Source organism: Pseudodesulfovibrio sp. (assembly GCF_028692895.1).
Classification (GTDB): domain Bacteria; phylum Desulfobacterota; class Desulfovibrionia; order Desulfovibrionales; family Desulfovibrionaceae; genus Pseudodesulfovibrio.
Window position 1 is genome coordinate 1 of record NZ_JAQUWN010000012.1, and the last position, 17720, is coordinate 17720.

The 17720-nt window shown below is 68.0% G+C and carries 13 protein-coding genes and 1 pseudogene; 8 read left to right on the top strand and 6 right to left on the bottom strand.

Annotation, left to right across the window (positions count from 1 at the left end):
* The 8 genes and pseudogenes from PHP91_RS04645 to PHP91_RS04680 all read left to right on the top strand — a co-directional run.
* Positions 1–323: pseudogene (locus tag PHP91_RS04645) on the top strand (heme ABC transporter ATP-binding protein); the annotation flags it as partial.
* A complete protein-coding gene (locus PHP91_RS04650) occupies positions 320–1369 on the top strand; it encodes an ABC transporter permease (RefSeq protein WP_300137558.1) in 1050 nt (349 codons plus the stop codon). The pseudogene PHP91_RS04645 and the gene PHP91_RS04650, both read left to right, overlap by 4 nt.
* Positions 1370–1372: 3 nt before the next feature.
* On the top strand, positions 1373–2314 hold the full coding sequence (locus PHP91_RS04655) for an ABC transporter permease (protein ID WP_300137561.1): 942 nt from the start codon (positions 1373–1375) through the stop codon (positions 2312–2314).
* A 208-nt stretch (positions 2315–2522) separates the two neighbouring features.
* Positions 2523–3791: an amidohydrolase family protein gene (locus PHP91_RS04660; protein WP_300137564.1), complete on the top strand. Its 1269-nt coding sequence runs from the start codon at positions 2523–2525 to the stop codon at positions 3789–3791.
* A 270-nt stretch (positions 3792–4061) separates the two neighbouring features.
* On the top strand, positions 4062–4322 hold the full coding sequence (locus tag PHP91_RS04665; protein WP_300137567.1) for a hypothetical protein: 261 nt from the start codon (positions 4062–4064) through the stop codon (positions 4320–4322).
* A 37-nt stretch (positions 4323–4359) separates the two neighbouring features.
* Positions 4360–5628, top strand: a complete 1269-nt coding sequence (locus PHP91_RS04670; protein WP_300137571.1) for an NHLP bacteriocin system secretion protein — start codon at positions 4360–4362, stop codon at positions 5626–5628.
* 2 nt (positions 5629–5630) lie between these two features.
* Positions 5631–7799, top strand: coding sequence for an NHLP family bacteriocin export ABC transporter peptidase/permease/ATPase subunit (locus PHP91_RS04675; RefSeq protein ID WP_300137574.1), 2169 nt, complete (start codon positions 5631–5633; stop codon positions 7797–7799).
* A 1-nt stretch (position 7800) separates the two neighbouring features.
* The gene (locus PHP91_RS04680) at positions 7801–10668 is read left to right on the top strand and encodes an NHLP bacteriocin export ABC transporter permease/ATPase subunit (RefSeq protein WP_300137577.1); all 2868 of its coding nucleotides are present in this window, start codon (positions 7801–7803) and stop codon (positions 10666–10668) included.
* A gap of 52 nt (positions 10669–10720) precedes the next feature.
* Here PHP91_RS04680 and PHP91_RS04685 read toward each other — a convergent pair whose 3' ends face one another.
* The 6 genes from PHP91_RS04685 to PHP91_RS04710 form a co-directional block, all read right to left on the bottom strand.
* Complete coding sequence (locus tag PHP91_RS04685; RefSeq protein ID WP_300137580.1) at positions 10721–12487, bottom strand: HAMP domain-containing methyl-accepting chemotaxis protein; 1767 nt, start codon at positions 12485–12487, stop codon at positions 10721–10723.
* A 937-nt stretch (positions 12488–13424) separates the two neighbouring features.
* A complete protein-coding gene (locus PHP91_RS04690; protein WP_300137583.1) occupies positions 13425–14195 on the bottom strand; it encodes an ATP-binding cassette domain-containing protein in 771 nt (256 codons plus the stop codon).
* The gene (locus tag PHP91_RS04695; RefSeq protein WP_300137586.1) at positions 14185–14886 is read right to left on the bottom strand and encodes a GTP-binding protein; all 702 of its coding nucleotides are present in this window, start codon (positions 14884–14886) and stop codon (positions 14185–14187) included. The genes PHP91_RS04690 and PHP91_RS04695 overlap by 11 nt, the downstream gene beginning before the upstream one ends.
* A 34-nt stretch (positions 14887–14920) precedes the next feature.
* Entirely contained in the window at positions 14921–15898 is a 978-nt protein-coding gene (locus PHP91_RS04700; RefSeq protein WP_300137589.1) for an ABC transporter substrate-binding protein, read from the bottom strand.
* A 134-nt stretch (positions 15899–16032) separates the two neighbouring features.
* Positions 16033–16494, bottom strand: a complete 462-nt coding sequence (gene ybaK, locus PHP91_RS04705; RefSeq protein ID WP_300137592.1) for a Cys-tRNA(Pro) deacylase — start codon at positions 16492–16494, stop codon at positions 16033–16035.
* Positions 16495–16589: 95 nt separating this feature from the next.
* Entirely contained in the window at positions 16590–17720 is a 1131-nt protein-coding gene (locus PHP91_RS04710) for an ABC transporter permease (protein ID WP_300137595.1), read from the bottom strand.

A 17720-nucleotide genomic window follows, 5' to 3' on the forward strand; every position in this document is an offset into this window, starting at 1 on the left:
AGCTCATCCTGGCCCGCGTCCTCTCGGGCGCGCCGTCCATCATCGTGGTCAACCAGCCCACCTGGGGGCTCGACGTGGGCGCAACGGCCTACGTCCACCAGCAGCTCCTGGACGCCGCCGCGCGCGGCGCGGGGGTGGTCCTGATCTCCGAGGACCTGGATGAAATCTTCCAACTCGCGGACCGCATCCAGGTCATCTACCAGGGCGCGCTCTCCGCCCCCGCGCCCACGGCCGAGGTGGACCGCGCCGAGCTCGGCCTGCTCATGTCCGGCAACCGGCCGCCCGACCCGGCTCCGGCCGCCGTCATCGGAGGCGCGGCATGAGGATCGAAGCCCGTGAACACGCCTCCCTGGCCCTGCGCACCCTGGCCCCGGTCGCGGCCGTGGCCGCGGCCATGGCCGTCTGCTCCGTGCTCCTGCTCTGGGCCGGGGCCTCGCCGCTCGAAGGTTGGGCCCTGATGCTCAAGGGCGCGCTCGGCTCCAAGTTCGCCATCAGCGAGACCCTGACCCGGGCCACGCCGCTCATCTTCACCGGCCTGTCGGCCGCTGTGGCCTTCCGGGCCAAGCTCTGGAACATCGGCGCGGAGGGCCAGCTCTACATCGGCGCGGTGGTGGCCACCTGGCTCGGCGCAGGCTCCGTCGAATGGCCGTCCTACGTCATGATCCCCTACCTCTTCCTGGCCGGGGCCGTCGGCGGCGGGCTGCTCCTGCTCGCGCCCACCCTGCTCAAGACCAAGCTTCAGGTGGACGAGGTGGTGACCACCCTGCTGCTCAACTTCATCGTCCTGCTCTTCGTCAACTGGCTGGTCTTCGGCCCCTGGAAGGACCCCATGGCCATGGGCTGGCCCCAGGCCGCGCCCGTGGCGGACTCCGCCCTGCTGCCCCAGCTGCTGGCCAAGACCCGGCTCCACCTCGGCTTTCCCATCGCGCTGGCCTGCGCCCTGGCCGCCTGGTGGTTCATGCGCTCCACCACCTGGGGGTTCGAAATCCGGGCCGTGGGCGCGTCCCCTCGCGCCAGCCGCTTCGCGGGGATGCCGGTCAACGCGGCCATCGTCCGCACCGCGCTGATCTCCGGCGGCCTGGCCGCCATGGCGGGCGTGTCCGAGCTCTGCGGCGTCAAGGAATACCTGACCCTCGACCTCTCTCCCGGCTTCGGCTACTCCGGCATCGTGGTCGCCATGCTGGCCGCGCTGCACCCCCTGGGCGTGGTGGCCGCCTCCATCTTCGTGGCGGTCATCTACATCGGGGCCGACTCCATGAGCCGGGCCATCAACATCTCCAACTACATCGCCGACGTGACCACCGCCGTCTGCCTGCTGTCGGTCCTGGTCTCCGTATTCCTGGCGAACTACCGCATCCGCTGGAGGTAAGCCGTGGACGTCGTCAACTTCCTCCTGGAAACCGGCTTCTGGATGGCCACCATCCGCATGGCCACTCCGCTCCTCTTCGGCACGCTGGGCGAGCTGATCTGCGAACGCGCGGGCGTGCTCAACCTCGGCATCGAGGGCATCATGGCCGCGGGCTGCATGGCGGGCTGGACCTGGGTCTACCTCGGCGGCGACCTGTGGACCGGAATCCTCTTCGCCGCCTTCATCGGCGCGCTCTTCGGCCTGCTCCACGCCCTCTTCACCGTTCACCTCGGGCTGTCGCAGCACGTCACCGGCCTGGGCATCACCATGCTCGCCTCGGCCCTGTCCTCCTTCGTCTTCCGCATGATCCTGCCCAAGGCCACCACGCCGCCCAAGATCATCCCCTTCAAGCCCTTCGCCGTCCCGTACCTCTCGGATCTGCCCTTCGTTGGCCAGATCCTCTTCAACCAGTCCGCCCTGACCTACCTCGCCTTCCTCTCGGTCCTGGCCGTGGGCTACGTGCTCTACCGCACCCCCGTGGGCCTGGCCGTGCGCATGACCGGCGAAAACCCAATGGCCGTGGAGGCCCAGGGGCTGTCCGTCTTCACCATCCGCACCGGCGCGGTCATGACCGGCTCCGCCCTCATGGCCGTGGGCGGCGCGTTCCTGACCATGTCCGCCTTCGACGCCTTCTACATCGGCATGGTCAACGGCCGGGGCTGGATATGCATCGCCCTGGTCGTGTTCTCGTCCTGGAAACCGTCCAAGGCGCTGCTCGGATGCCTGCTCTTCGCCGCCTTCGACGCCGTGCAGATGCGCGTCCAGCAACAGTCCGGCATGGCCATCCCCTACCAGTTCTACCTGATGATGCCCTACGTCTTCTCCATCATCGCCCTGATCGTCATGTCGCGCCGCGCCGCCTACCCCAAGGCCCTGCTCGTCCCGTTCCGCAAGGGCGAACGATGAGGGGGGCTAAAGGCAGGTGCGGCTTGCCGTTGCATCGGGGGAAGAGGTATGAAAAAAAAACGTACATTTTTTGAAGAAACCACCCCGCGCAGCGGAGATAAAAAGTTTTGGAGAGTCCAGAGAACCTTTTTCAAACGGTTCTCTGGTCCCGCCGAAGGCGACCCCCGGTAGGGCCGCCGGAGGCATCCCACAGCAGGAGTAACGGATCATGCTCGATTTACTGGTCAAAAACGCCGTCATTCACGGCACGAACGGCCGCGTGGACATCGCCTGCCAGGACGGGCGGATCGTCGAGGTCGGCCCGGCCATCGCGGGCGAGGCCGTGGAGGTCATCGACGCCGGGGGCAACCTGGTCACGCCGCCCTTTGTGGAGTCGCACTTTCACATGGACGCCACGCTGTCCATGGGTATGCCGAGGCTCAACGAGTCCGGCACGCTGCTGGAGGGCATCCAGGTCTGGGGCGAACTCAAGCCGCTGCTCACGCCCGAGGGGATCAAGGAGCGGGCTCTCAAGCTCTGCTCCTGGGCCATCGCCAAGGGCAACCTGGCCATCCGCACCCATGTGGACACCACGGACCCGACGCTCATGGCCGTGGACGTGCTCCTTGAGGTGCGCGAGGAGATGAGGGACTACATCGACATCCAGTTGGTGGCCTTTCCGCAGGACGGCGTGTTGCGCACCGAGGGCGGCGTGGAGCTGCTCACACGCGCCCTGGACAAGGGCGTGGACGTGGTGGGCGGCATTCCGCACTTCGAGCGGACCATGGAGGACGGCCGCCGGTCCGTGGAAATCCTCTGCGAAATCGCGGCCCAGCGAGGGCTGCCGGTGGACATGCACTGCGACGAGACCGACGACCCGCTGTCGCGGCACGTCGAGACCCTGGCCTACCAGACGCACCGGCTGGGGCTGGAGGGCCGGGTCACGGGCTCGCACCTGACCAGCATGCACTCCATGGACAACTACTATGTTTCAAAGCTTCTGCCGCTCATGGCCGAGGCGGAGCTGAACTGCGTGTGCAACCCCATGGTCAACCTGATCATCCAGGGCCGCCACGACACCTATCCCAAGCGGCGCGGGCTGATGCGCGCGCCCGAGCTGATGGCCATGGGCGTCAACGTCTCCTTCGGCCACGACGACGTCATGGACCCGTGGTATCCCATGGGCACCCACGACATGCTGGAGGTGGCGCACATGGGCGCGCACGCCCTGCTCATGACCGGCGTGGCCCAGCGCGAGGCCCTGTTCGACGCCGTGACCTTCAATGGGGCCAAGACCCTGGGGCTGACCGGCTACGGCCTGACCCCCGGCTGCAACGCGGACCTGGTGGTCCTCCAGGCGGCCTCCCGGCTGGAGGCCCTGCGCCTGCACCCGGCCCGGCTTTTCGTGGTCCGCCGGGGCAGGGTCATCAGCCGCACCCCGGCCATGGCCGCCACCGTGACACTGGCCGACGGCGAACGCCTGGTGGACTTCTGCTGACCGGCCGCAGGCCAGCTTGACAGATTGTAATCAATCGGCAAACAATTCAACCAATTGATAGCTGCGTATTTTAATCAATTCCGCATATTCGCGCGCCGCCCCCTCCCATCGGGGAGGGAGCGGCGCGCCGCATTCCGGGATCTTGCTTTTTGCGCCCCGGGTCCGCCAAGGGGGTTACGCTCCGCCGCGGACTTTGGTATGTCTATCCATGCGGCCCCGCGACAGGCGCGGCCCACGGCCATCCGGTTGATACAACGAAGGAAAGGAGCCATGGAAAATACACTTTGGGACCGGTTCATCGAGCGGCTCAACGAAGCGGGCAAGCTCGACGAGTTCTGCGCCCTGCATGATACGGACATCGACGCCTGGCTGGAAGCGCACCACATGGGCGTGACCGTGGACCAGCTCGCGGCCGCAGCGCCCAAGGTCAAACTGAGCGACGACGACCTGGACAATCTCTCGGGCGGCCGCATCGTGCTCCACGCCATCGACGGTTCCCGGCCGGGCGGGCCGAGGCGACCGATCTTCTGACCCGCAACCGGCCGCATCCACCAAGGAACGACCCACCATGTCGCAGATATTCCGCAAAGTGGCCCTGGACCGGCTCTCCTCACCCGAACAGCTCGACCAGGTCATGCGCGTCACCTCGCCGGTGGGCTGGGCAGCGCTGGCCGCCTGCCTGCTGCTCATCGCCATGGCCGGGGTCTGGTCCGTGTTCGGCACCATCCCCACCAAGGTCATGGGCCAGGGCATCCTGGTGGAGACCGGCGCGCTCTTCGACGTGGTCTCCCTGGGGGAGGGCCAGATCATCGACGTCCTGGTGGATGTGGACCAGCAGGTCCAGGCCGGTGAGGTCATCGCCCGCATCCGCCAGCCCCAGGTCGAGCACGAGCTGGCCGAGGCCCAGCGCACCCTGGACCACCTCCTGGAGGAGCGCGCCTTCATCGGCAAGCTCGGCTCCGAAATCCACACCTCGCGCACCCAGCACATCGCCCAGCAGCGCAAGACCCTGGTCGATTCCATCAAGCTGGCCGAGACGCGGCTGGACGACCTGCACGAGCGGGTGGAGCAGCACGAGGAGCTGCTCAGGCAGGGCATCGTGGCCCGCAAGACCTACCTGGACGCCAAGGCCGAGTACAACCAGGTTCTCCAGGAGGTCCTCAAGTACCGCGAGCAGCTCGCCTCCCTGCCCACCACCACCTTCCAGGCCACCTCGGAGCGGCGCAAGGACGAGATCGACGTGGAGCGCCGCGTCATCCACGCCGAGGAGACCGTGGCCACCCTGCGCGACATGCTGGACCTGGCCTCCCAGGTCATCACGCCCAAGGCCGGGCGGATCAACGAGGTCTTCAAGGGCCCCGGCTCGTTCCTGCACACCGGCGAGGCCATCCTCAACATCGAGACCCACTCCCCGGACGACAATTTCTACGCCTCGGCCTATTTCGCGCCAGACCAGGGCAAGCGCATCCGCCAGGGCATGACCATGCTCGTGGCTCCATCCACGGCCAAGCGCGAGGAGTACGGCGTCATCACGGCAACGGTGGACCGCGTGTCCGCCTTCCCGGCCTCGCCCCGGGGCATGATGCACCGGCTGGAAAACGAGAAGCTCGTCGAGATGCTCTCCAAGAACGGGCCGCCCATCAAGGTCCGCGCCAGGCTGGACAAGGACCCGGCCTCCGTCAGCGGCTTCCGCTGGACCTCGGGCAAGGGCGCGCCGATCCAGATCCAGACCGGCACCATGTGCCAGGCCGAGGTGGTGGTGGAGGAGCAGCATCCCATCAGCCTTATTATCCCCTATCTCAAGAAAACCGTCCTCGGCGTCGGGGAGGCCGACTGAGCATGGCCGAAGACAAGCCGCTCTGGAACAGCAAGCGGGTCCGGACGCCCACCGTCATCCAGATGGAGGCCCTGGAGTGCGGGGCCGCCGCCCTGGGCATCGTCCTGGCCTACCACGGGCTCTTCATTCCCCTGGAGCAGTTGCGCGAGGACTGCGGCGTCAACCGCGACGGCAGCAAGGCGGGCAACATCCTGCGCGCCGCACGGGCCCACGGCATGACCGCCTCGGGCTACCGCATGGAGCCCGACCACCTGAAGACCGTGAATCTGCCGGTCATCCTCTTCTGGAATTTCAATCACTTCGTGGTGCTTGAGGGCATCCGGGGCAAGAAGGTCTACCTGAACGACCCGGCCACCGGCCCGCGCGTGGCTCCCTACGAGGAGTTCGACCAGGCCTTCACCGGCGTAGCCCTGGTTCTGGAGCCCGGCCCGGACTTCAAGCCCGGCGGGGACAAGCCGAGCGTGCTGCGCGCCCTGCGCCGCCGCCTGACCATCGGCAAGGGCGGCGTGGCCTTCGCCGTCACGGCCGGGCTGGCCCTGGTCCTGCCGGGATTGGTCATCCCCATCTTCTCCAAGGTCTTTGTGGACAACATCCTGATCAACGGCAGCCGGGACTGGCTCCGGCCCCTGCTGCTCGGCATGGCCCTGACCGCCCTGCTGCGAGCGGTCCTGGGCTGGCTCCAGGGCCAGGCCCTGCTGCGCCAGCAGACCAAGCTCGCGGTCATCTCCTCGGCCAACTTCTTCCGCCACATCCTGCGGCTGCCCATGAGCTTCTTCTCCCAGCGCTACGGCGGCGAGATCGGCAGCCGCGTGGGCCTCAACGACACCGTGGCCGGGCTGTTGACCGGCACCCTGGCCTCCACCTGCATCTCCATCGTCACGGCCGTGTTCTTCGCGGCCATCATGGTCCTCTACGACCCGACCCTGACGGCCATCGGCGTGGTCTTCGCCATGGTCAACATCCTGGTCCTCAAGTGGGTCAACCGCCGCCGGGCCGACCTCCAGCAGCGCGTCCTCCAGGAGAACGGCAAGCTCTCGGGCACGGCCATGGGCGGGCTTCGGCTCATCGAGACCATCAAGGCCTCCAGCTCGGAATCCGACTTCTTCGCCCGCTTCTCCGGCCAGGTGGCCAAGTTCCGCAACGCGCTCCAGGACATGAACCGCTGGACCAGCCTGGTCATGCCCATCCCGTCCCTGGTCTCGGGGCTGAGCACGGCGGCCATCCTCGGCCTGGGCTCCCTCAAGGTCATGGACGGCCAGATGACGGTGGGCATGCTCGTGGCCTTCCAGTCGCTCATGGCCAGCTTCCTCGCGCCCTTCAACTCCATCGTCCAGCTCGGCACGGAGCTCCAGACCCTCCAGGGCGACATGAACCGGCTCGACGACGTCATGAAGTACCGCGAGGACCCCATCTACCGGAACGACGCCAAAGCCGGGCCCGAGGAGGGCATCCGCCTGAGCGGACGGCTGGACATCCGGGGCCTGTCCTTCGGCTATTCCAAGCTCGACCCGCCGCTCATCGAGGACTTCGACCTGACGCTCGCGCCCGGCAGCCGCGTGGCCCTGGTGGGAGGCTCGGGGTCCGGCAAGTCCACGGTGGCCAAGCTGGTCAGCGGCCTGTTCGAGCCGTGGTCCGGCGACATCCTCTTCGACGGCCGGGCCATGCGCGAAATTCCGCGCGAGGTATTCCTCAACTCGTTTTCCTTCGTGGACCAGGACATCATCCTCTTCCAGGGCTCGGTGCGCGACAACCTGACCATGTGGAACCCGGCCATCCCCAAGCCCCAGATGGTCCAGGCCGCGCGCGACGCCTGCGTGCACGAGGTCATCGCCTCCCGGCCCGGCGGCTACGCCGCGCCCCTGGACGAGAACGGGGCCAACCTCTCGGGCGGGCAGCGCCAGCGGGTGGAGATCGCCCGCGCCCTGTCGAGCGACCCGTCCATCCTCGTGCTGGACGAGGCCACCAGCGCCCTGGACGCGGAAACGGAAAAGATCATCGACGACAACCTGCGCCGCCGGGGCTGCACCTGCCTCATCGTGGCCCACCGGCTGTCCACCATCCGCGACTGCGACGAGATCGTGGTCCTGGACCGGGGCAAGATCGTCCAGCGCGGACGCCATGACGACATGGTGCGCGTGGACGGCCCCTACAAACGGCTGATCGAGAGCTGACATGCCCGAAAACCGCCTGAACGCCTATTTCTCCGAGCACGGCGAGTCCGTGCGCCCGGACGGGGGAACGCCCTTCTCCCTGGCCGGGACCGACGCGGTCTGGCTGGTCGTCTCCGGCCGGGTGGACGTCTTCCTGGTCCAGGAGGGGGGCGGACGCGGCGAGCGCACCCCGTGCTACAGCGCCTGGGCCGGACACGCCGTCTTCGGCCACAAGGACCGGCCCGGGGTGAGCCTGCTGGCCGTGGGCACGCCCGGCACCGAGGTCCGCCGCCTCACCCGCGCCGGGCTGGAGGGCCTGGACCCCGAGGCCATGGCCCGGCTCGTGGACGACCACCTGGACCTCCTGGCCGGGGCCCTGGCGCGGAACATCGAATCCGCGCCCGAGGCCGGGGTGATCCTCGCGCCCGGCCGAAGCGCGGAGCTGCCCCGCCTGACCGTGGCCCGCAGCGACGGCGCGCCGGTCTGGGTGCGTCACATCAAGGGAGCGTCCCTGTTCATGGGAATGCAGGACCTGGACGTGGAGACCGGCTGGATTCCGGTCCCCGCGGCCGCCTGGGTCCAGGCCCTGGCCGACGCCGAACTGGAGCAGTGCGCCACCGTGGAGATCATGCGCCGCAAGGACCGCTGGGCCCTCTACGAGCGCTGCCAGCAGACGGTCCTGGCCTGCCTCTCGCTGGGCGCGGCCTTCGCCTCGGCGGACCGGCTGGCCGCCCTGCGCGAGAAATCGGCGGCCGACGTGCGCGTCACCCGCAACGGCCTGCTCCGGCTGGCCTCCATCATGGACGACACCATTGTCCCGCCCTCGCCCGGCGCGGGGGATGACGCCCTTGCCTCGGCCTGCGCCATGGCCGCCCGCGCCCTGGGCGCGGACATGGACGGCCTGGAGGGCCCGCTCACCGGCCGGACCGTGGAGGAGGTGGCCGAGTCCGGCAACCTGCGGGCCCGGCGCGTGCTCCTGCGCGGCCGGTGGTTCCGGGAGGACGGCGGCCCGCTGGTGGCCTTCACCGCCGGGAACCGCCACCCCGTGGCCCTGCTGCCCGTCTCGCCCCGCGCCTACCGGCTGCACGACCCGCGCGACGGCTCGGTCCGCCCGGTCACGGCCGAAACGGCCGAGGGGCTGGAGCCCGCAGCCTATTCCCTCTACCGCCCCCTGCCCCCGACCAGGCTGCGGTTGCGCGACATCCCGCTCTTCGGCCTGCACGGCAGTTGGCGCGGGCTGATCCAGGTGGGCGTGCTGGGCGGCGTGCTCGGGCTGGTCGGGCTGATCACCCCGCTGCTGACCCGGACCATCTTCAACGACGTCATCCCCGGCGCGGACCGGAGCCGCCTGCTCCAGGTGGTGGCCATTCTCCTGGGCTTCACCGTGGCCTCGCTCCTCTTCGAGGTGGCCAAGTCCATCGCCATGCTCCGGGTCAAGATGCGCACGGACCACAACCTGGAAACGGCCATCTGGGCGCGGCTCCTGCGCATGCCCGCCAACTTCTTCCGCAAATTCTCGGCGGGCGACCTGGCCCAGCGGGCCATGGCCCTGAACACGGTGCAGCAGATGCTCTCAGGCGCTTCCCTGAGCAGCATGTTCTCGGCCTTCTTCTCGCTCATCTACCTGGCCCAGCTCTTCTACTTCGACACAAAACTGGCCCTGCTGGCCCTGCTCATCGTCCTGGTCTCGGCCCTGGCCACGGCCCTGGTCAGCGCCGTCCAGATTCGGTACCAGCGCAAGGCCGTGGACCTGGGCGGCCAGATCTCCGGCCAGACCCTGCAATTCATCTCCGGCGTGTCCAAGCTGCGCGCGGGCGGGGCCGAGGACCGCGCCCTGATGCTCTGGGCCGACAAGTTCGCCGAGCAGCGGCGCATCAGCTACAAGCTCGGAAGCGTGGGCAACGCGTTCAGCGCGTTCAACTCGGCCTTCGGCACCATCGGGTCGGCCCTGATCTTCACCGGCGTGGTCTATTTCGAGCGCGAGACGCCCATGGACATGGGTACGTTCATGGCCTTCTGGGCGGCCTTCGGCGGGTTGCAGAGCGGCATTCTCTCCCTGGTTGGAGCGGTGACCAGCGTGTTCAAGGCCGTGCCCTACTTCGAGCGGCTGCGGCCCATCCTGGAGGAAGCCCCGGAAAACGCCGAGGCCAAGGGAAACCCCGGCGAGATCAGGGGCAACATCGAGGTGGCCAACGTCAGCTTCCGCTATGGCGACGACGGGGCCCAGGTCCTGACCGACGTCTCCTTCACGGTGCGGCCCGGCGAGTTCGTGGCCGTCACCGGGCCGTCCGGCTCGGGCAAGACCACCCTGCTCCGGCTCCTGCTCGGATTCGAGGCTCCCAACACCGGCGCCATCCTCTACGAGGGCCAGGACCTCGGCCAGCTCGACGCGGCCAAGGTCCGCCGCCAGATGGGCGTGGTCCTGCAAAACGGCGGACTGATGCCGGGCGACATCTTCACCAACATCATCGGGGCGTCCACCCTGACCCTGGACGACGCCTGGCGCGCGGCCGAGATGGCCGGGTTCGCCGAGGATATCAAGGCCATGCCCATGGGCATGCACACCGTCATTTCCGAGGGGGCGTCCACCCTCTCCGGCGGACAACGGCAGCGGTTGATCATCGCCCGGGCCCTGGCCCGCGACCCGAAGGTGCTCCTCTTCGACGAGGCCACCAGCGCCCTGGACAACCGCACCCAGGACATCGTCACCCGGAGCCTGAACGACCTGCCCGTGACCCGGGTGGTCATCGCCCACCGGCTCTCGACCATCAAGGACGCGGACCGAATCATCGTCCTGCGCGACGGCCGGATCGCCGAAAGCGGGACCTACGCGGAACTGATGGCGGCCGGGGGCGTATTTCACGACCTGGCCAAACGCCAGATGTCCTGAACCGCCCGCCCCCGGCCGCCGCTTCGCCGGTCAGCGACCGGCGTCCACTTCGCTATTGCAGGGCTTCCATGCCGCCCGGGCGTCCGCCCCGGCTGGTCATCGGTCCCGCGTCGGCCTCGTCGCCGTTCAGGTCGCCGATGATCCCCTGGAGGCTCTCGGCCATGGCCGTCAGGTCCGCGATGGCCTTGGCGGACTCCTGCACGGCCTCGGCCGTGCTGGAGGCGAGCCGGCTCACCTCCAGCACCGCGCCGCTGATCTGTTCGGTGGCGGCGGACTGCTGGCGGGTGGCGATGGCGATGCCCTCGATGCGCTCGGCCACGTTGGCCGAAAACTCCTGAATCTTTTCGAAGGCGCTGACCGAGTTGGCGACCTCGCTGTTGGCCGCCTCAACGTGGGTGAGGGTCTGCTTGACGTCGCGGATGTTGCGGCCCGTGGCCTCCTGGATGGCGGTGATCCGCTCCTCCACCTCCTTGGTGGCGACCATGGTCTTCTCCGCGAGCTTGCGCACCTCGTCCGCCACCACGGCGAACCCCTTGCCCGCCTCGCCCGCGCGGGCGGCCTCGATGGCCGCGTTGAGCGCCAGCAGGTTGGTCTGGTCCGCGATCTCGTTGATGACGTTGATGACCTGGCCGATGGACTCGGTGTCCGAGCCCAGCCGTGTCATGCCCTCTTCGAGCACGGCCACGGTGTTGCCCACCTCGGACATGGACTTCTCGGTCCGCTGGACCACGCCGATGCCCTGGCTGGCCTCCTCGCTGGCCCCGCTGGCCGTATTGGAGGCGTCGTTGGCGTTCATGGCCACCTCGGTGACCGTGGCGGTCATCTCCTCCATGGCCGTGGCCGACTCGGACATGCGCTCCTGCTGGACCACGGCGCTCTCGGCGATGTGGCCGGTGCGGTCCTTCAGGTCGCGGGCGACCGAGGCCAGCCGCTGGGCCACCTCGTCGGCCCGGACGGCCGCCTCGCCCATGCGCTCCAGCAGGGCCTGGACGCGCTCCTGCTGGGCCAGGGCCTCGTCGCGCGCCTTTCCGGCGGCCCCGGCCTGGCGCTTGGCGTCCTCGCCCATCTCGCGGGCCTCGTTGATGACCACGCGCAGGTTGCCGACCATGTCGACCAGGGCGGCCTTGAGCTCGCCGAGCTCGGCGGAAAACTCGCCCTCGGGCTCGACCTCAAGGTCGCCTCCGGACACGATCTTGGCATAGGCGTTGAGGCGCATGAGCGGCCTGGTGATGGCGCGCATGACCCACAGAAGAAGCAGGAGGATGGTCACGCCCACGGCCACCTCCACGCCGATCACCATGTAATTGATCATCTCCGAGTCGTGCCGGGACTGGGCCGCGCTGTCCTTCGCAATCTCGTCATAGACCGGCTCCAGGGTGCGGGCGGACTTGATGAGCACCGCCGTCAGCGCGGCAATGGCCTTTTCCGCATCGACGTACTTGTGGAAGGCGTCGAGATAGCCTTGCAGGGCCGCAAGCTGGCCCGCCCCCTCCTCGGGGGAGTAGACCTGGTTTATCATGTCCCGGAGCCCGGCCACGCCCTTGTCCACCTTGGCCACATACTCGTCGCCGCCCCGAATGATGTAGTTCTTTTCCTGGCGGCGCATCTGGAGCAGCTTGACCACGAACTCCTGGCCCATGGCCCCTTTCTTGAATTCACTCTCCATGTTGCGGGCGGCCTGGATGAAATCCCAGCGCAATCCGTCCTTCATGGTCAGGCCCATGACCACGTACAGCTCCGAAACCCGGGCCAGGGCGTCCTTGTACTGGTTGAGAAATTCGAGAGCTTCCTGGCAACGTCCGGCAAGGACAGGTTTCAATTTGGCAATTTCCTTCAGCACATCGGAAGCCTTATCCGCGCTTGCCAGGGCTTTTGCGGTATATTGCTCATCGCGCCGGAGCAGAAAATTTTTCTCATGCCGCCTCGCCTGTAGGAACAATGCGGTCCCATCGTTGGCGAGAAGCGACAGTTGCCTGGCCTTCTCCACATAGCGACCACCCACGAAATTGACGGCGAAGATACCGGCCAGCCCGACCAGGACGGATACAAAGATCAGTATAAGCTTACTCTTGATGCTCATATTGGCACCCCCCTATGGCAAAGTGGAAAACGAATTCGGGTATACTGCAAAAACCATGCACTTTTTATATTCAATTATTACAAATAGATATTTTTGCAATATCGCGCAAAACGCGCAAAACGCCTTGCAAATGGCCAGTTGTCGCAACTTGCGCAAAAAATCCGGACGAACGGTTGAAGCCGGTCCTGACAAACGAGGGGAGAGACCGCCGGCTCGGCGGAGGAGTGGCCCAGAAGACAGCGGGGGCGGGACCGCCAGGAAAAGCCGGAAAAGGTCAAGGCGCAAGGGCGTACGGGCGTGCCGTCCGGGGGAGGACCGCCGGGAGGCTGCGGGCAGTCGGTCGGATCGGCCGCCGGAGGGAGGCGACCGGCGTGCGGGCCCCCAAAGAATGGCGGAGGTCCGCCGGATGCGTCCGACTTGGGGCGGGGGAGAGCCTATCGACAAGCCGTCGGCCGAAGGGCCCTCGAATTGGTGAACCACACCAGGAGGCGGGGGGAGAGACCTCGGGCGGGCCATCCGTCGGAGAAGCCGATGGGTAGACAGGCGGAAGGCGCATCCGCCGGAGCCGATGGGGAAGGTGGGCGGAAGGCGCATCGGCAGAAAGGGCCGACGGATGGTGGAGCCCAGCCGGAGGCGGCCGCCAACGGACGGCGACCCGGCCTCTCGGACCAGGGGGTCAGTCCAGGGGGGCGCCCCGGCGCAGCAGTTCGCGGACGCGGGAGAACTCGCCCTCCAGCGTTTCCAGACGGGACAGGAGGCGCTCCTCGGCCGGGGAGCGATGCAGCACGGACCGCACCGCGCCGTGCTCGAAGACCAGCCGCCGATGGGCGGACAGGGCCAGGACCGGGTCGTGGGTGGCGATGACCACGATCTTGTCGCTCCTGAGCAGCAGGTCCAGGGCGCGGACCTTGTCCACGCCCGCGTTCTCGATCTCGTCGATGAGCAGCACCGGCGACCAACTGAGCAGGGCCGCGTCCGCGATCATCAGGGCGCGGGACTGGCCGCCCGAAAGCTGGGTGAGCTGGGTGGCCGGGGTGAACGGTTCGCCCGCCAGGTCGTTGGCCGCGTCGATGACCCGGTCGGCCGCCTCCGCCGGGTCCGGGACCTCGCGGCTCTCGGCATGGGTCAGGATGAAGTCGCGCACGCCCATGTCCAGGACGAAATTCATGTTCTGGGTGAGCTGGGCCACCAGCCGCCCCTGGAGCTCGAAGCGCAGGTCCGGGGCGGGCTTCGCCCCGTCCAGGAGCACGCACCGGCCCGACGGCGTGTCGTTGTCCGCCAGGGACTCGATGTCCTGCAAAAACCGGCTTTTGCCAGATCCAGTGGGCCCGAGCAGGGCCGTGATGACGCCGGGGGCGAAGTCCACGCCGCCGGACTCGGCCCGGCCGGACTTGTCGCGCCCGGCCGTGACGGTCAGGCCGGCCAGCACGGGTCGCTCAATGTTCATCGCCGCCTCCGAACGCCGCCTTTTTCACGTTGCCCTTCTGGTAGCGGGCGCCGATGCGCGTCTCGCTCAGGCAGTAGGAGCAGACGGCCGCGGGCATGGCGAAGCGCAGCCGCATCTCCGTGACCCGCTCCACCTCGGGGGCCATGGCCAGGATGTCCGCCAGCTCCCGGCACCCCTGGCCGGTCAGGCCGTTGATGTGCCGGATGACCGCCCGTCCGTTCATCTGCCGGATGCGGTGGCGGTAGACCTCGCGCTCGGCCTGGGAGACCAGGTCGCCCTTGGTCACCAGGACCAGGTCCGCGAGCTTGAGCATGGGCCCGATCTTCCTGGGGGCCTCGATGCCCATGAGGTTGTCGATGACGCACAGGGCCAGCGCCCCGCGCAGGTGGGGCGAGCAGCGGTTGCACAGCCCGGCCGTTTCGATGACGCAGCACTCCGCCCCGGTCCCCTCGGCCCAGCCGAAGGCCTCCTCCAGGTTGGTGGCGAAGAAGTGGTCCGGGCAGAGCCCGCCCGAGAGCGCGGCCGTGGACGGGATGCCCGCCGCCGCATAGGTCCGGTCGTCGCGGGTCTGGAGGCAGTCGAACTTGACCACGGCGCAGGACGTGCCCCGGCTCGTCAGTTCGGCCAGGGCGCGGGTCAGCAGCGAGGTCTTGCCGCAGGAGGGCGGCCCGGCAACGGTCACGAGTCGCACGGCGTCTCCCTGACCAGCTTGCGGAAGGTCCCGTTCAGCTCGTCCCGCAGGGCGGTGATGTCCCGCTCGCGGATGAAGTCCCACCCCACCCACTTGATCGCCGCGCCGGGCGACAGGGTATCGGGCAACGGCCCGCCCAGGGGCAGGAACCAGCGGCCGCTCGGAATCTCGCCGAAGCCGCGCGTGAAGAAGTCAGGAGCGGGTCGATGCGCGGCCGGGCGTCCGGCCGGGCAAGGAAATAGATCGGGCTCGCGGCCGTGCCGTCCTCGGGCCAGATCACCCGGATGTTGTCGGGCTGGCGCGAGGTCTCGGCGAAGAAATAGGGCAGGATGTAGATGCCGCCGCCCCTGGCCGAGCCGCCGGACTTGCCCATGCGCGAGGAGTGCATCAGCCCGTGGGAGTTGGCCGCCAGCCGCCCGATGCCCTCCATGCCGAACGACTGGCAGATGGACATGAGCACGGCGTCGGCCATGTCGTCGCCGTCGCCGCACATGTTGATCTGGCCCTTATAGCGCGGGTCCAGCAGGTCCTCCCAGCGCCGGGGCGGCGGGACGTCGCCCAGCCGGTCCAGGTCGACCATGAAGATGTACGGGGTCAGGGCGTAGACCGTGTAGCGCCCCTCGGGGTCCACCACGCCCGCCCGCTCGTGCAGGGGGGTGACCCGCTTCGGCGGCACGGCCTCGAACAGGCCGGTGTCGATGAACCGCTCGCGGAAGCCCTTGCGGAAGAAGTCGCCGAACCCGATGGAGGCGATGATGGCGGGCAGCCGGGCCGGGTCGGTCTCCAGGTGCAGCGGGTCGTAGGGGTCCACCGAGGTGCACCCCATGGGGATGTGGATCTTGAGCGGATCGCCCGCCGCCTCGCTCGCCCGGACGATGGCGTCGAGCTTCTCCTTGACCGCCAGCTTCACCGGGCAGGGGGAATAGAGCAGCAGGTCGAGTCCCGCCGGGTCCGGATTGTCGGCCCGCCCTTCCTGGCTGACCGTGGCCATGAGCTGATCGAGTGTCTTCATGCGCGCCCCTTCTACATGAATGTATCCACAATTTTGCGGTTTTCTGCAAAATTGTTCCTTACGCCCCCGATTGGAGCGCGACATCGAAGGAGTAGCAAGGGGCGTGCCGAAAACCGGCCCGGCGGGCGTTGCGCCTATCGGGCCACAGGAGCGAAGGTCGCGCCGGTCAGGTCGGCCAGGTCGCGCGGGGCCAGCTCGATGTCGAGCCCGCGCCTGCCGCCGCTGACGAACAGGGTCTCGCCCTCCAGGGCGGACTCGTCGATGACCGTCGCGAGCCGCTTCTTCTGCCCCAGGGGGGAGACGCCGCCGACCACGTAGCCCGTGGTCCGCTCCACCACCTTGACGTCGGCCATGGCCAGCTTCTTGGCCCCCACGGCCTTGGCCATGAGCTTGAGGTCGAGCTGTTGCAGGACCGGGACCACGGCCACGTAGAGCGCGCCGCCGTCCACCACCAGGGTCTTGAAGACCCGACCGGGGTCCACGCCCAGCTTCTCCGCCGCTTCCTTGCCGTAGGACTCGGCGGCCGGGTCGTGGTCGTATTCGTGGACGGTGTATTTGATCTTGGCCTGCTTGGCCCGTTTGATGGCTGGCGTCATGGCTGCTCCCGAATGGCTGAGGTTGCGCAGGGGCCTTCTCTACCGCCATCGCCGCGCATTATCAACCCGGACAAGGCCGTCCGGCGGCGAGGGGCCTATCCCGAGGAGCGGGCCAGGCTCTTGCGGAACAGGCTCAGGGCCGCGGCGAAGAAGCCGACGCTGATGGCGAGGATGGCCAGGAGCCGGGGCCAGACGATGGAGAACCCAGCGCCCCGGTAGAGGATGGCCTGGGCCAGGGCCACGAAATGGGTGGTGGGCGCGACCTCCATGACCATCTGGACGGCCCGGGGCATGGACTCGCGCGGGGTGACGCCGCCCGAGAGGAGCTCCAGCGGCAGGATGACCAGGATCATGATCAGCCCGAGCTGGGGCATGTTCCGGGCCACGGTGCCAAGGAAGATGCCGATGGACGAGGTGGCGAAGAGCTGGAGCAGCGCGCCGAGCAGGAAGAGCGGCACGGCCCCGGCCACGGGCACGCCGAGCACGCCCTTGACCACCAGCTCCAGCGACATCGCCGTGGCCGCAAGCACCACCAGGCTCATGGACCAGACCTTGGCCAGCATGATCTCGATGGCGTCGACCGGCATGACCAGGAGGTGCTCCAGGGTGCCGTACTCCCGCTCGCGGACCACGGCCGCCCCGGTCAGGATGATGGAGAGCATGGTGATGTTGTTGATGAGCTCCATGACGCTGCCGAACCAGAAGCTGATGAGGTTCGGGTTGAACTTGACGTGCGCCTCGGTGGCGATGACCGGGTCGGCGCTCTCCCGCTTGCCCGCAACAAAGGCGTTGACCTCGCCCAGGACGATGTTCTGGATGTAGCCCGCACCGATGAAGGCCTGGGACATGCTGGTGGCGTCGATGTTCACCTGGACGTCCGGCTCGCGCCCGGCCAGGACGTCCTTCTCGAAGTCGGGCGGGACGTCCAGGACGAAGATGTAGCGCCCCGCGTCGAGGCCCGCGTCCTCCTTCGCCGCGTCGATGCGCTCGGCCGGGAGGAAATACGGGCCGTAGAAGGACTGGACGATGCGCTCGGACAGGACCGAGCGGTCGTGGTCCACCACGGCGATGGGCGCGTTGTGCAGTTCCTGGGAAGCGGCCTTGGACACGGTGTAGATGCCGCCTGTGAAGACCCACAGGATGAGCAGGAGCATGACCTTGTCCCGCCACAGGGAGCGCAGCTCCTTGATGCCGAGGTTGTAGACGTTGAGCAGGCGGCGGTTCAC